Genomic DNA, 13,899 nt, shown 5'->3' with positions numbered 1-13,899 from the left:
ATGCACTTTAATTTAGAAGAACAAGAACAGTTAGCAGAGCTGAAGGCTTGGTGGAAGCAGTATGGTAAATGGTTGCTTGCGATAGCAGTAATTTTGGCTCTGTCCTATAGTGGCTATGTATCTTGGAACTGGTGGCAAAACCGTCAGGCTGTGGCGGCAAGTAAGTTGTATGAAACATTGTTGCAGTCAGCTGTCAAACAGGATTTACCGGGTACTTTGAGAGCTGCAGAGGACTTGCAAAAAGGGTATTCGGGAACAGCTTATGCAGGTATGGCTGGCCTTGTGACAGCGCAACTTGCAAATGCTGCTGGTGATTTAGGCGCTGCTCAAAAACAATTGCGTTGGACTATGGAAACAGCTCAATCAGATGCGCATCGTGATTTAGCGAGAAGTCGTTTGATTTCTATTTTGATTGACCAGGGTGATTTTGCGAATGCCGAAAAGTTAGCTGATCAGTCTGCCTCTAAAGCTTTTGCACCACTCATGTTGGAACGCAAAGGGGATGTTTATTTAGCTCAGGATCGTCAAGATCAAGCTCGTGAACAATATCAAAAAGCTTGGGACTTGCTGAGTAAAAACGCAGACGCTGCCGACGAGGCTAAACGTTTATTGAGAATCAAATTAGAGGCTGTAGGGGGCCGTTCATGAAAAAACTCACATCAGCTTTATGGGCTGTGACGCTGACGAGTCTTTTATTAGGCTGTTCTAGTCCTAAAAAACGTGTACCAGCAGACTTGGTCAAGTTTGAAGAAAAAGTCACCATCAGCCAGGTGTGGTCTAAGAGTGTCGGTAAATCTGAGCGACACATGATGCAGCCTGTCGTTGTTGGTGATTATGTTTACACAAGCGCGGGTAATGGAACCGTCTCAAAACTGGAAGTGCTCACTGGTAAGGTGGCATGGGAAGTGAAGGCCCCTGGAGAGTTATCGGCTGGACCAGGAAGTGATGGCTCAGTGACTGTGGTCGGCTCTAACAAGGGTGATGTATACGCTTTTGATGTGGATGGTAAGTTGATCTGGCAAGATAAGGTCGGTGCTGAGGTTCTCACAGAGCCACTTTTGATGATGGGACTCGCCATCATTCGCACGACAGATAACCGTTTCATTGCTTATGATGTCAAATCTGGTAAACGTCGTTGGACTTATGTAAGAACACAGTCACCTTTATCCATTAGAGCCAGCTTCGCCATGGTGCCTGTTGCTGCAGACGCCTTTGTGACCGGTTTTTCAGGTGGCAAGATGGGAGTCATAGCCGCTGCCTCAGGTGGTTTGCTATGGGAAACCTCAGTCTCTTTCCCCAAAGGCTTTTCTGAAATCGAACGCATGACTGATGTGGTTGCTGCACCGACTCTGGTCGGTCGTCGACTCTGTGCAGTGGCTTTTCAGGGAAGAATCACTTGCGGTGATTTAAATACAGGTAACTTGCTCTGGGCGAAAGATTTTTCTAGCTATTCCGGTACCGCTCAATCGCAGGATTTTGTCTTTGCTGCCGATGAAAAGTCTCATGTGGTCGCTTTCCGAGCCAATGACGGTGTGGAAGTCTGGCGTAATGAAAATATGACCTTTAGAGATGTGGGTGCGCCACTAGCCGTGGGACGTTTATTGATCATGGGAGATCAGCAGGGCTATATTCATCTCTTAGATCAATTGAATGGTCAGACTGTGGCACGGACACGTGTGGATAGCAGTGGTGTCGGTGCTAGACCTGTGGTGGCCGGAGGTCTTCTGATTGTGCAATCTCGTGGTGGCAGTCTAGCTGCTTATCAAATCAAATAAATTAATAGACTGGCCTACGTTTCATGAAACCTGTCATTGCCATAGTTGGCCGTCCTAACGTCGGCAAATCGACACTCTTTAATCGTTTAACCAAGAGTCGTGATGCCTTAGTGGCTGATTTTGCAGGTCTGACACGCGATCGACATTACGGTAATGGCCGCATGGGTGATCGTGAATTTATCTGTATTGATACGGGTGGCTTTGAGCCTGTTGCTAAAACTGGCATCTTAGCTGAGATGGCTAAGCAAACCAAGCAAGCGGTCGTTGAAGCAGATATTGTGATTTTTTTGGTGGATGCTCGTCTGGGGATGGCGCCACAAGATCGTGTGATTGCCGATTTTTTACGTAAAACGGGTCGCCCTGTCATTCTAGCTGTGAACAAAGCAGAGGGCATGACCCATGCGGTGGTTGCAGCAGATTTTTATGAGTTAGGTCTTGGTGAGCCTATTTCTATCTCTTCAGCGCATGGTGATGGTGTTCGCGCCATGATTGATGAGGCCTTGGATAGTTTGAATCTCCCAGAAGAAGATGAAGATGAAGCTCAAGAAAAGGCCATGCGCATTGCCGTGGTAGGTAGACCTAACGTCGGTAAATCAACTCTGATTAATACTTTAATTGGTGAAGAACGTGTGATTGCCTTCGATATGCCAGGTACGACACGGGATGCTATTGAGGTACCTTTTACACGGGGTGGTAAGCCTTACGTCTTGATTGATACGGCGGGTTTACGTCGCAAGGGTAAAGTTTTTGAGGCGATTGAGAAGTTTTCAGTGGTTAAGACTTTGCAAGCGATCGCTGATGCCAATGTGGTTGTTTTAATGTTAGATGCTCAGCAGGATATCTCTGAGCAAGATGCCCACATTGCAGGATTTATTGTCGACGCAGGTCGTGCGCTTGTTATCGCGGTGAATAAGTGGGATGGTCTTGATGATTATGCGAAAGAACGGGCCAGGCTCGAAATCGCTCGAAAGTTGAGATTTTTGGATTTTGCCAATGTGCATCCGATTTCTGCCAAGAAAGCATTTGGTCTTAAAGAATTATTTAAAGATATAGACTCTGCCTATGCTGCGGCTATGGCTAAATTACCTACGCCTAAATTGACCCGTATTTTGGGTGAGGCGGTAGAGTTTCAACAGCCTAAGCGTTCAGGCATGTCCCGACCTAAGATGCGATATGCCCATCAGGGTGGCTCTAATCCACCGATTGTGGTGATTCACGGCAATTCATTAGACGCCGTGACTGATAGTTACAAGCGTTACTTGGAAGGGCGTTTTAGGGATGCCTTTAAGCTCAGGGGTACACCGCTGCGCCTTGAGTTCAGAACGAGCCATAACCCTTACGCTGACCCTGATAAATCGCAGAAAAAGCGCCGCCGATAAATTTTTGAGTGGTTTGGGTACACTTTAGGGGTAATATTTTTTTAATAGCAAGACTCCACACCATTAACAACAAAGAAGGAGCAGGCATGAATAGTAATAAAGGCCAATTGTTGCAAGATCCGTTTCTGAATGCGCTACGCAAGGAGCACATTCCCGTTTCTATTTATCTCGTCAACGGTATCAAACTACAGGGCAATATCGAGTCATTCGACCAGTACGTCATTTTGTTGCGTAATACAGTGACTCAAATGGTCTATAAACACGCGATTTCGACGGTAGTCCCAGCACGAGCTGTTGGATTTCGTGTAGACGAGGAAACCCCAGCTTCCTAAGCCTATGCAGCCTGCAAGAGCCGCGTTGGTCGGTATAGATCCCGGCGGTAAACCAGACTTCGCTGAAAGTATGGCTGAACTCGGTCTGTTAGCCAGCAGTGCTGGTTCAGAACCGGTGATGACGCTTATCGGAAAGCGTGCAAAACCAGACCCTGCGTATTACATGGGCTCAGGTAAAGCGACCGAGTTACGCGAACAAATGGACGCCCATCAGGCCGATATTGCTATATTCAATCATGCCTTAAGTCCAGTTCAGCAAAGAAATTTAGAAAGACATTTAAAGCGCCACGTTATTGATCGTACGGGCTTGATCTTGGACATCTTTGCGCAGCGTGCGAAGAGTCATGTGGGTAAAACTCAAGTTGAATTAGCGAATGTGCGCTATCAAGTTTCACGTCTCGTGAAGGCTTGGAGTCACCTTGAGCGGCAAAAGGGTGGTATTGGTATGCGTGGGGGTCCAGGTGAGACTCAAATGGAGTTGGACCGACGTATGCTAGAGAATAAGGCGAAGCGCTTGCAAGCTGAATTGGCTAAGTTACAAAAACAACAGGCGACTCAGAGAAGGGCGCGCGAACGTCGTGATGTTTTTTCAGTTTCATTGGTCGGTTATACCAATGCAGGCAAGTCTACGCTTTTTAATGCCTTGACTAAAGCCGGTACCTATGCGGCTGATCAGCTTTTTGCGACCCTAGATACTACCTCGCGCAAAATTTATTTACCAGAAGCGGGTCAGGCGGTACTGTCCGATACCGTCGGTTTTATTCGTGATTTGCCGCACCAGTTGGTGGAAGCCTTTCGTGCCACTCTTGATGAGACCGTGCGTGCTGATTTGCTGTTACATGTTGTTGATGCCTCGAGTTTTGATCGACAACAACAAATGCTCGAGGTAGATAAAGTCTTGGCTGAAATACAAGCTGATCAATCCCCGCAATTAATTGTGGTTAATAAGATTGATCGCGTGCCTGCTTTGATGGCGCGCGGCCCAGTTTTACGCTACCACAGGGACGGTCGGCCAGCCGCCATCTATGTATCTGCAAAAGATGGGATTGGTTTAGATCTTCTGCGTGAGACCCTCGCAGAGATTGCAAAGAACACTGCTAGAATGAAGCCAAGTGAGGAGACAAGTAGCGTGGCTGATTTTGAGCAGGAAGTGCCAGTGAAACGCTGGGAGTCTCTTGATTTTTATCATTCCCGTACAGGGGTATATTCGCCACATGATGCGTAAACTAATTGAAATCTTTTCCGTGAATGATCCGGGCTGGGGTAATAATCACCAGTCTGATCCAAAACGTCCTGAAAATAATAATGAGCAAAAGCCTGCTGACGATCAGCGACGCAGACCGCAGCGCGCCGACGGCCCACCTGATTTAGATGAATTGTGGCGTGATTTTAATCAGCGTCTCAATCAAATCTTTAAGGGTAAAAATGGGGGTGGCGGTAATCAACCCCCCAGAAAAGGTTCTGGTGGCGAGATGATGAAACCCGGCATTGGTGCCGGTGTCATTGTTGGGGTTGCGTTTGCGGTTTGGCTCTTCAGTGGGTTTTTCATGATTCAAGAAGGTCAAACAGGGGTTGTGCTCCAATTTGGTAAATACAGCTATTCAACCAATCCTGGAATTAACTGGCGCTTACCTTGGCCGATTCAATCGCATGAAGTTGTCAATATTTCCTCTATTCGTTCTGTGGAAGTCGGACGTGCTGCTGTGATTAAGGCGTCTAATTTAAAAGATTCATCGATGCTCACAGAAGACGAGAACATTATTGATGTTCGCTTTGCGGTTCAATATCGTCTGAAAGATGCGACTGAGTATCTCTTTAATAATCGTGATCCCGATGGTGCAGTGATTCAAGCTGCTGAAACCGCTGTGCGTGAAATCGTGGGTAAGAGTCGTATGGATGACGTACTCTATGAAAATCGCGAAAAGCTTGCAATTGATTTGAGTTTGTCTATTCAAGCGATTTTGGATACCTACAAAGCAGGTATTTTTGTTACCAGTGTGACCGTGCAAAACGTACAGCCACCTGAGCAAGTTCAGGCTGCATTTGATGATGCTGTCAAAGCAGGTCAGGACCGCGAGCGTCTGAAGAATGAAGGCCAAGCTTATGCCAATGACATTATTCCAAAGGCCAAGGGTGCTGCCGATCGTCTGATGCAAGAAGCCGAAGGTTATAAAGCGAAAGTTGTTGCCACAGCTGAAGGTGATGCGACTCGATTTAAGCTCATTCAAGCCGAATATGCTAAGGCTCCTCAGGTCACACGTGAGCGCATGTATATCGATGCGATGCAGGAAATCTATAACAATGTCACCAAGGTGATGGTCGACTCTAAGTCAGGCACAGGTAATTTGCTTTACTTACCACTTGATAAATTGATTCAGCAAGTCACCCCGGGCGCAACTTCCCAGGTGACGGGTACAAGTCCAGTGATTAATCCACCATTGAACTCAACTAACCCTATCAGCACCGGTTCAGTAAACAATAATAATTCCGCGAACTCAAGTTCGACGACAGTTAGAGATAGCGGTCTAAGAAGTCGTGATCGTGAGCGTTAGGAGACCATATGCCGAATAGAATTTTTCCTCTCATCATTGGCTTTTTTATATTTCTAGGTCTTGCTTCGTCTACTATTTTTGTAGTGGATCAGCGCCAATATGCGGCAGTCTTTGCCTTTGGCGAGCTCAAGCGAGTCATCGAGGAGCCTGGTTTACAGTTTAAGTTGCCGCCCCCATTTCAAAGTGTTCAGTTCTTTGAGAGACGTATTTTGACGATTGATACGCCAGATGCTGAGCGTTTCATTACTGCGGAAAAGAAAAATCTCCTGGTGGATTCTTATGTGAAGTGGCGGATTGTGGAGCCACGTAAATTCTTTATTAGTTTCCGTGGTGATGAGCGCATGGCTCAGGATCGACTCAATCAACTGGTGAAGTCAGCCTTGAACGAGGAGTTCACCAAGCGAACAATTCGTGAAGTCATTTCTTTGCAGCGTGAGCAGGTGATGCAGAATATTCGCAAGAAGGTTGCCGAAGAATCTGCTGACATAGGCATTGAAATTGTCGACGTACGTCTAAAGCGCATCGACCTCTTGCCAGAAATTAGTGATTCAGTGTTCCGTCGTATGGAGGCCGAGCGTAAACGCGTGGCGAATGAGTTGCGCTCAACGGGTTCTGCTGAGTCTGAAAAAATTCGTGCCGATGCCGAGCGCCAACGCGATATCATATTGTCTAGAGCGTATCGCGACGCACAAAAGATTAAAGGTCAAGGTGATGCCCGCGCTACTGCTCTGTATGGAGAGTCGTTTGGCCGTGACCCGCAATTTGCTCAGTTTTATCGAAGCCTAGAGGCTTATCGTGCAAGCTTTAAGACCAAGCAAGATTTGATGGTGATGGAGCCAAATTCTGAATTTTTGAAGTTTTTAAGAAGCAGTCGTCCACAATAGTGGGGCTGAAAAATGAATGAATCGTTGGCTATTACCCGAGCAGATTGCAGACATTCTGCCTGCGCAAGCTCGTAAAATTGAAGACTTACGTCGTGGCATGTTAGATCGTGCTCGTGCCTATGGGTACGAGCTCGTGATGCCCCCGATGTTGGAGTATCTGGATTCTTTGATCACTGGAACCGGACAAGATCTCAATCTCAAAACATTTAAGTTAGTCGATCAGTTATCTGGCCGAACTCTAGGTCTGAGAGCCGACATCACTCCCCAAGTAGCCCGTATCGACGCACACATTCTGAATCGTGACGGTATTACACGTCTCTGCTATGCGGGCCCTGTATTACATACCAAAGCTTCTCCCGGTAATGCCTCGCGCGAACAATTACAGTTTGGTGCCGAGATTTATGGTTACCCTGCCTGGGAAGCTGATCTCGAAGTTCAGCGTTTGCTCAATGAGTTGTTAGGGTGGGCTCAAGTTGGCTCAGTCACCTTTGATTTGGGTCATGCCGATATATTACCTAGCTTATTACAGGGGCAGTCTTTGACTGTTGATGAGCTAGAGGCAATTTATGAATCACTGCAGAGTAAGGATATTAGTGCGCTTCAATTGGCCATCGCAAAACTGCCTAAAGAGATCGCCCAGGCTATCCTAGCTCTTAATGAATTGAGTGGTGAGGCTAAGTCAGTTTTGGCTGAGGCTAAAAAGCGCTTACCTCAGCGCTGTGTCGCCGCGTTGGATGAGTTATTGCGCATGAGTGAGGCTCTAGGGTCCCTAAGTGATGCACCGCAGGTCAATATTGACCTGGCGGATATGCGTGGCTACCAGTACCACAGCGGGGTCATGTTTGCTTGCTATGTGGCTGGCTCACCTTCGGCTATCGCTCGAGGCGGTCGTTATGACCATGTGGGCCAAGCATTTGGCCGCTCCAGACCAGCAACTGGTTTTTCCTTAGATATCATTACATTAGCTTCATTATCTAAATTGAATTCTAAGAAAAATGCGATTCAGGCACCTTTGTCTGGTGATCAAACATTACAAGACGCCATACAAAAACTACGAGTTGCTGGGGAAATTGTTATCCAAATGGCTCCTGATCGTTTGGTAGATGCCGAGGAGTTTGTCTGCGATCGAACTTTGGTTCTCGAAAAAGGTGCTTGGGTAGTCCGTCCAAGAGCGTAAAATGCACCTTTTGTGATTTTTTCAATTAATCTTAAATTTAAGCGTTTATGTCTGTTCAAAAAAATGCCGGTCAAACCGGCCGTAATGTTGTTGTGATTGGAACCCAGTGGGGTGATGAAGGTAAGGGCAAGATTGTTGACTGGTTGACCGATCATGCAAGTGCAGTGGTTCGTTTCCAGGGCGGACATAACGCAGGTCACACACTCATTATTAATGGTCAGAAGACCATTTTGCGACTCATTCCATCAGGCATTATGCGCCCCGGTGTGATTTGCTACATCGGTAATGGCGTGGTTTTATCGCCCGAGGCCTTGTTCAAAGAAATCGGTGAACTTGAAGCGGCTGGCGTTGATGTGCGCTCACGTTTGCGTATTTCTGAAGCAACTACTTTGATCCTGCCTTATCACGTGGCTATTGATCATGCTCGTGAAGCCAAACGTGGCCAGGCTAAGATTGGTACTACAGGGCGTGGTATTGGCCCCGCTTATGAAGACAAAGTGGCGCGTCGCGCATTACGCGTTCAAGATTTATTCTTTCCAGAGCTGTTCTCGCAAAAGTTACAAGAAAACTTGGAATACCATAACTTTGTATTGACGCAATACTTCAAAGCACCTGCTTTGGATTTTGCTCAAGTCAGAGATCAAATGTTAGGCTATGCAGCGCAGTTAAAGCCTCTCGTTGCAGATGTGTCTAATGAATTAGATCAAGCTCAAAAAGCGGGTAAAAGTTTGTTATTTGAGGGAGCCCAAGGCGCCTTGCTCGATATCGATCATGGTACCTATCCATTTGTGACTTCCTCGAACTGTGTGGCTGGTAATGCCGCTGCGGGTGCTGGGGTAGGGCCAGGCAGTTTGCACTATGTATTAGGTATTACGAAGGCGTATTGCACACGAGTGGGTGCAGGTCCTTTTCCTAGTGAGTTATATGATCATGACAATCCAACGCGTCAAGACCCTATTGGCAAGCGTTTGGCGGAAATCGGTAAAGAGTTTGGTTCCGTGACGGGTCGTCCGCGTCGTACCGGCTGGTTGGATGCTGCTGCATTACGTCGCTCTATTCAGATCAGTGGTGTTACTGGACTGTGCATGACAAAGCTAGATGTTTTAGACGGTCTAGAACAAATTCGTTTATGTGTCGGTTATGAACTCGATGGCCAGCGTCTAGATGTATTGCCAAGAGGCTCAGATGCGGTTGCCCGCTGTGAGCCAATTTATGAGACTTTTGCAGGTTGGAGCGAAAGCACCATGGGCGTGCAGCGCTGGGAAGATTTACCTAAATCTGCTCAAAGTTACCTCAAGCGTGTTGAAGAGGTCGCGGGTGTGCCGATTGCGATGGTCTCTACTGGCCCTGATAGAAACGAAACCATCCTGCTACAGCATCCCTTTGAGAATTAATCTCATGGGGAAAAAATAGCGCTCAAGGGCGCTATTTTTTATGTACGCATTGTTACTGATCCGTTGACCAAGTCTTCACACAGAAAAGCTTACCGGACCACGTGTTGTCAAAGCTTGATTGATCAATAGTGGTGCCCAGGAAGGGACTCGAACCCCCACACCTTGCGGCGCATGGACCTGAACCATGTGCGTCTACCAATTCCGCCACCTGGGCATGAAGCCCAGAGGCTTACTATGCAGAAATTGTATCTGATTTACTGATGAATCAGGTATAGTCATCTGAAAAGATGGCAGATTTCATATACTTATTAGACAATCAGGCATGACTAGAAAAACGACAAAAACCACGCTATCTCTGACCGAAGCAAAATCCCGGAAAGTTCCAGAAAAGATTGGTACCGTACAAGGTCATCGTGATGGTTTTGGCTTTGTGATTCCCGATGATGGTGGTGAAGATATTTTCTTAAATGAACGCGAGATGTCGCGCGTGATGCATAACGATCGTGTCTCTATCAAGATTTCTGGTGTAGACCGTCGTGGTCGCCCAGAAGGTCAAATTCTCGAAGTTCTGACCCATGCTAATCAATTTGTGATTGGCCGATTGCTCAATGAAAATGGGGTATTGATTTGTGCGCCTGAAGATAAGCGAATTGGCCACGATATTTTGATCCCACCGCGTGGTCAAGCTAATGCACGTTTAGGACAAGTTGTATCTGTAGAGATTATTGATTACCCCGACAGTTATCGTCAGGCGGTAGGTCGGGTCGTTGAAGTATTAGGTGAAATCGATGATCCAGGCATGGAAATTGAGATAGCTGTCCGTAAATATGGCGTCCCACATGAATTTTCCAAAGCGACTGAGAAAGAGGCTGCCGCCTTACCGAATGAGATTCGTGAAGAAGACCTTGAGGGACGGGTAGATTTGCGTGATGTACCTTTGGTAACCATTGACGGTGAAGATGCGCGCGACTTTGATGATGCGGTCTATTGTGAACCGATTCAGTATGGTAAGGCCAAGGCCTGGCGTCTAATTGTGGCGATTGCTGACGTGTCTCATTACGTCAAGCCCGGGCATCCTCTCGATGCTGATGCTATCACCCGGGCCACGTCTGTTTATTTTCCCCGACGTGTCATCCCCATGTTGCCCGAGAAGATTTCCAATGGGCTTTGCTCACTCAAGCCTGAGGTCGATCGTCTGTGTATGGTTTGCGATGCAGTCATTGATCAAACGGGTGAGGTGAAGGCTTATCAGTTTTACCCTGCGGTGATGCACTCGGCCCAACGTTTTACCTACAACACAGTTTGGGAAATTCTAAGTAACTCTAACGGACCTGAAGCGGCGCGCTTTAAGCACTTAAAAATTCACTTGGATCGTCTGTATGCTTTATTTAAAGTTCTCAAGACGGCGCGTGATAAGCGTGGTGCGATTGATTTTGAGACGACTGAGACCCAGATTATTAGTAATGATTTAGGAAAGATAGAGCGTATTGAACCTAGAATTCGTAATGACGCTCATCGCTTGATTGAAGAATGTATGTTGGCAGCTAACGTCTGCGCAGCTGACTTTTTAGAAAGAAATCAACATTTAGCTTTATTTAGAGTGCATGCGGAGCCATCCGTTGAAAAACTGATGACCTTGCGCCAAGTATTGAGAACCGCAGGCTTAACGCTGGGTGGTGGTGAAAAACCCAAACCCAAAGATTTTGCTAAGTTAATTCTTGAGATTAAACCCCGACCTGATGCCAGCATGTTGCAGTCCGTCGTCTTACGTTCGATGCAGCAAGCGGTTTATCAACCCGAAAACCTAGGACATTTTGGGCTGTCTTATGCGGCCTATGCTCATTTTACAAGTCCGATTCGGCGTTACCCTGATCTTTTGGTGCATCGAGCGATTAAAGCGATATTGCAGAAGAAAAACTACGTCCCGAGTATTCCACAGGAAGTTGTTCTGAATCTAGCCATGCCTAAGAGTGGCCCAGGACGAGTGAATGCCGCTAATGCCAAAAAGACTCAAGACGAACAAAAGACTACATCGGCTAAGTCTTCTAAAGCAAAACGTGAGGCGGGTGCTGCCGTAGCTGCCTGGGCTCAGTTAGGAGTGCACTGTTCTTCGAACGAAAGGCGCGCAGATGAGGCCTCTCGTGATGTCGAGGCATGGTTGAAGTGTTATTACATGCGCGATCACCTAGGCCAAGAATATGCGGGCACGATTACTGGCGTTGCTACCTTCGGACTCTTTGTGCAGTTAGAGAGCTTATTTGTCGAGGGGATGATCCATATTAGTGAACTAGGGGGTGATTACTTCCAATACGATGAGGCGCGACAAGAGCTCAGAGGTGAACGTACAGGCATTCGCTATCGTTTAACGGACCGTGTACACGTTCAGGTCAGTCGAGTGGATTTAGATGCAAGACGTATTGAATTTACCCTGGTCAAGCCCAATCAAGAGCGCAACAATCCTTATGCGACTAGTCGTGTGTTCGAGAAAGAGCGTCATGGATCACGACAAGCCAAGCCGTCGACCAAGAAATCAGTCAGTAAAAAACTTCCCAAATCTAGTGCTGAATTAGCATCTTCAAATGCGATGAGGGGAGCGAAAAAAACAGCTGCGGCTAAGGCTGGTAAAAAGCCCAAAAAAGCAAGTAATGCTAAATCAAGAGGGCACGATACAGGCGCTAAACGGGGACGTCGTTCATGAAAGATAGCAGTAAACAACAAATGCTCTTAGGTTTTCATGCTGTCATAGCGCGACTACGCCAGGATCCTGAATCGATTAAGACTGTTTATGTTGATCCAGCACGGCGGGATCGTCGTATGCAGGACTTTTTAAAAACGGCTGAGGGACCTCTAGGGCGTCGTTTACACCAAGCCGATACCGAACGTTTAAGAGTATTGGCGGGGAGCGATCGCCATCAAGGTGTGGTGGCTTTTGTCGAACCCAGCGCCAAGATACAAACCTTAGCTGAATTGATAGATACGCTTACAGGTCCTGCTTTGCTATTGATTCTTGATGGTGTCACTGATCCGCATAATTTGGGAGCCTGTTTAAGAGTTGCTGATGGCGCGGGTGTTGATGCTGTGATTGTTCCCAAAGATCGCTCTGCTCACCTCAATGCGACTGTGAGTAAGGTGGCGAGTGGTGCTGCAGAAACGATGCCTCTGATTGCTGTAACCAATTTAGCGCGCGCCATGCGTGAACTTCAAGATGCTGGAGTTTGGCTCATTGGTACAGATGATCAAACCACACACTCTCTTTATGATGTCGATTTAACGGGCCCTGTAGCCTTAGTCATGGGTGCAGAAGGAGAGGGAATGCGCCGCTTGACTAAGGAAACATGCGATCAATTAGTTAGCATCCCCATGATGGGGGGCGTTGAAAGTCTCAATGTTTCAGTTGCTAGCGGCGTCTGTTTATATGAGGCCAGAAGGCAGCGACTAAAAAAGAGCTAAGCCTAGGGCATTAGTTGTTGAGTAAATCCTCAAGTTTGACGATATCGGCACAAAATAAGCGGATACCTTCGCTGAGCTTGTCGTTGGCCATGGCATCGGCATTCAGAGCATAGCGAAAGTCTGCTTCATTGAGCTTGATTTCTTCTAAAGAGCAAGATTGAGCCTCAGCTACGGTCAAACTTGGACTGAGATCTCCTTGAGTCTCTTGGAGTTTTGCCAGTAACTCTGGGCTGATAGTTAAAAGATCGCAGCCCGATAGCTCTTGAATTTGCCCGATATTTCTGAAGCTAGCCCCCATCACTTCAGTGCTGATGCCAAACTTCTTGTAGTACTGATAAATGCTTTTCACAGATTGAACACCGGGATCCATTGCAGTACCACTCATATTGTCTTGCCAGTTGGGGTTGTTTTTCTTGTGCCAGTCAGTGATGCGGCCCACAAACGGAGAGATAAGTTGTGCTTTTGCGTCGGCACAAGCGATCGCCTGACTCAGGTTAAACAAGAGGGTCATATTGCAAGCGATTCCTTCTGCTTGTAGGCTGCGGGCAGCCTGTATGCCTTCCCAGGTGGATGCTATTTTGATCAAAACCCGAGAGCGAGAAATCCCTTTTTTCTCGTAGAGCGCAATAATCGAGCGTGCTTTTTCTATAGTTGCCGCTGAGTCAAAAGACAGGCGTGCATCGACTTCTGTGGATACGCGTCCTGGCACAATGCGCAAAATTTCATAGCCAAACTCTACCAGTAGGGCGTCAATCAGCTCAGATAGTTGGGCTAAAGAGTGCTCTTTTTTTACCTGGGAGATCAGATTTTGATATTGAGGCAGTTGTGCAGCCTTGAGTATTAAGGATGGGTTGGTGGTGGCATCTTGAGGTTGAAATGCCTTCATTTTTTCGAAGTCGCCTGTATCAGCAACCACGGTTGTATATTTTTTTAATTGGTCTAGAAGTGAGCTCATA

12 protein-coding genes and 1 tRNA gene are annotated in these 13,899 nt (G+C 47.0%); 11 read left to right on the top strand and 2 right to left on the bottom strand.

Annotated features, from left to right (window positions below; all coding sequences use genetic code 11):
• The 9 genes from ICE94_RS00570 (at position 1) to ICE94_RS00530 (ending at position 9,493) form a co-directional block, all read left to right on the top strand.
• Positions 1–648: a tetratricopeptide repeat protein gene (locus ICE94_RS00570; protein ID WP_216147335.1), complete on the top strand. Its 648-nt coding sequence runs from the start codon at positions 1–3 to the stop codon at positions 646–648.
• Positions 645–1,775 carry an outer membrane protein assembly factor BamB gene (gene bamB, locus ICE94_RS00565; RefSeq protein ID WP_216147332.1) on the top strand — a complete coding sequence of 377 codons (1,131 nt, stop codon included), beginning with the start codon at positions 645–647 and terminating at the stop codon, positions 1,773–1,775. Before ICE94_RS00570 ends, bamB begins: the two co-directional genes overlap by 4 nt.
• A gap of 23 nt (positions 1,776–1,798) precedes the next feature.
• The gene (gene der / locus ICE94_RS00560; RefSeq protein WP_216147329.1) at positions 1,799–3,154 is read left to right on the top strand and encodes a ribosome biogenesis GTPase Der; all 1,356 of its coding nucleotides are present in this window, start codon (positions 1,799–1,801) and stop codon (positions 3,152–3,154) included.
• A gap of 86 nt (positions 3,155–3,240) precedes the next feature.
• Positions 3,241–3,486, top strand: a complete 246-nt coding sequence (gene hfq, locus ICE94_RS00555) for an RNA chaperone Hfq (RefSeq protein ID WP_216147326.1) — start codon at positions 3,241–3,243, stop codon at positions 3,484–3,486.
• 4 nt (positions 3,487–3,490) lie between these two features.
• Positions 3,491–4,711 (top strand): GTPase HflX, encoded by a 1,221-nt coding sequence (hflX, locus tag ICE94_RS00550; RefSeq protein WP_216147323.1) that lies wholly within the window; start codon positions 3,491–3,493, stop codon positions 4,709–4,711.
• A complete protein-coding gene (gene hflK / locus ICE94_RS00545) occupies positions 4,701–6,038 on the top strand; it encodes an FtsH protease activity modulator HflK (RefSeq protein WP_216147320.1) in 1,338 nt (445 codons plus the stop codon). Before hflX ends, hflK begins: the two co-directional genes overlap by 11 nt.
• An 8-nt stretch (positions 6,039–6,046) precedes the next feature.
• Positions 6,047–6,922, top strand: coding sequence for a protease modulator HflC (hflC, locus tag ICE94_RS00540; protein WP_216147317.1), 876 nt, complete (start codon positions 6,047–6,049; stop codon positions 6,920–6,922).
• A 16-nt stretch (positions 6,923–6,938) separates the two neighbouring features.
• The gene (locus ICE94_RS00535; RefSeq protein ID WP_216147314.1) at positions 6,939–8,099 is read left to right on the top strand and encodes an ATP phosphoribosyltransferase regulatory subunit; all 1,161 of its coding nucleotides are present in this window, start codon (positions 6,939–6,941) and stop codon (positions 8,097–8,099) included.
• Between the two features lie 47 nt (positions 8,100–8,146).
• Positions 8,147–9,493: an adenylosuccinate synthase gene (locus tag ICE94_RS00530; RefSeq protein WP_216147312.1), complete on the top strand. Its 1,347-nt coding sequence runs from the start codon at positions 8,147–8,149 to the stop codon at positions 9,491–9,493.
• A gap of 129 nt (positions 9,494–9,622) precedes the next feature.
• Here ICE94_RS00530 and ICE94_RS00525 read toward each other — a convergent pair.
• Positions 9,623–9,707 (bottom strand) — tRNA-Leu (locus tag ICE94_RS00525).
• A gap of 108 nt (positions 9,708–9,815) precedes the next feature.
• Between ICE94_RS00525 and rnr the strand changes: the two genes are divergently transcribed.
• Both rnr and rlmB read left to right on the top strand, forming a co-directional pair.
• Positions 9,816–12,191 carry a ribonuclease R gene (gene rnr / locus ICE94_RS00520; RefSeq protein WP_216147309.1) on the top strand — a complete coding sequence of 792 codons (2,376 nt, stop codon included), beginning with the start codon at positions 9,816–9,818 and terminating at the stop codon, positions 12,189–12,191.
• The gene (gene rlmB, locus ICE94_RS00515; protein ID WP_216147306.1) at positions 12,188–12,943 is read left to right on the top strand and encodes a 23S rRNA (guanosine(2251)-2'-O)-methyltransferase RlmB; all 756 of its coding nucleotides are present in this window, start codon (positions 12,188–12,190) and stop codon (positions 12,941–12,943) included. The genes rnr and rlmB overlap by 4 nt, the downstream gene beginning before the upstream one ends.
• A 10-nt stretch (positions 12,944–12,953) precedes the next feature.
• On the opposite strand, the gene tal is transcribed toward rlmB, so the two are convergent.
• Positions 12,954–13,898: a transaldolase gene (gene tal / locus ICE94_RS00510; protein ID WP_216147302.1), complete on the bottom strand. Its 945-nt coding sequence runs from the start codon at positions 13,896–13,898 to the stop codon at positions 12,954–12,956.
• Position 13,899: the final 1 nt, after the last annotated feature.

It is taken from the genome of Polynucleobacter sp. MWH-Loch1C5 (genome assembly GCF_018881775.1).
Lineage (GTDB): Bacteria > Pseudomonadota > Gammaproteobacteria > Burkholderiales > Burkholderiaceae > Polynucleobacter.
This window is presented reverse-complemented; position numbering and strand designations above follow the sequence as displayed.

Excerpts from the sequence above, each read along its gene's own strand:
- ICE94_RS00570 (WP_216147335.1), top strand. The coding sequence starts at position 1 with ATGCACTTTAATTTAGAAGAACAAGAACAGTTAGCAGAGCTGAAGGCT.
- bamB (WP_216147332.1), top strand. The coding sequence starts at position 645 with ATGAAAAAACTCACATCAGCTTTATGGGCTGTGACGCTGACGAGTCTT.
- der (WP_216147329.1), top strand. The coding sequence starts at position 1,799 with ATGAAACCTGTCATTGCCATAGTTGGCCGTCCTAACGTCGGCAAATCG.
- hfq (WP_216147326.1), top strand. The coding sequence starts at position 3,241 with ATGAATAGTAATAAAGGCCAATTGTTGCAAGATCCGTTTCTGAATGCG.
- hflX (WP_216147323.1), top strand. The coding sequence starts at position 3,491 with ATGCAGCCTGCAAGAGCCGCGTTGGTCGGTATAGATCCCGGCGGTAAA.
- hflK (WP_216147320.1), top strand. The coding sequence starts at position 4,701 with ATGATGCGTAAACTAATTGAAATCTTTTCCGTGAATGATCCGGGCTGG.
- hflC (WP_216147317.1), top strand. The coding sequence starts at position 6,047 with ATGCCGAATAGAATTTTTCCTCTCATCATTGGCTTTTTTATATTTCTA.
- ICE94_RS00535 (WP_216147314.1), top strand. The coding sequence starts at position 6,939 with ATGAATCGTTGGCTATTACCCGAGCAGATTGCAGACATTCTGCCTGCG.
- ICE94_RS00530 (WP_216147312.1), top strand. The coding sequence starts at position 8,147 with ATGTCTGTTCAAAAAAATGCCGGTCAAACCGGCCGTAATGTTGTTGTG.
- rnr (WP_216147309.1), top strand. The coding sequence starts at position 9,816 with ATGACTAGAAAAACGACAAAAACCACGCTATCTCTGACCGAAGCAAAA.
- rlmB (WP_216147306.1), top strand. The coding sequence starts at position 12,188 with ATGAAAGATAGCAGTAAACAACAAATGCTCTTAGGTTTTCATGCTGTC.
- tal (WP_216147302.1), bottom strand. The coding sequence starts at position 13,898 with ATGAGCTCACTTCTAGACCAATTAAAAAAATATACAACCGTGGTTGCT.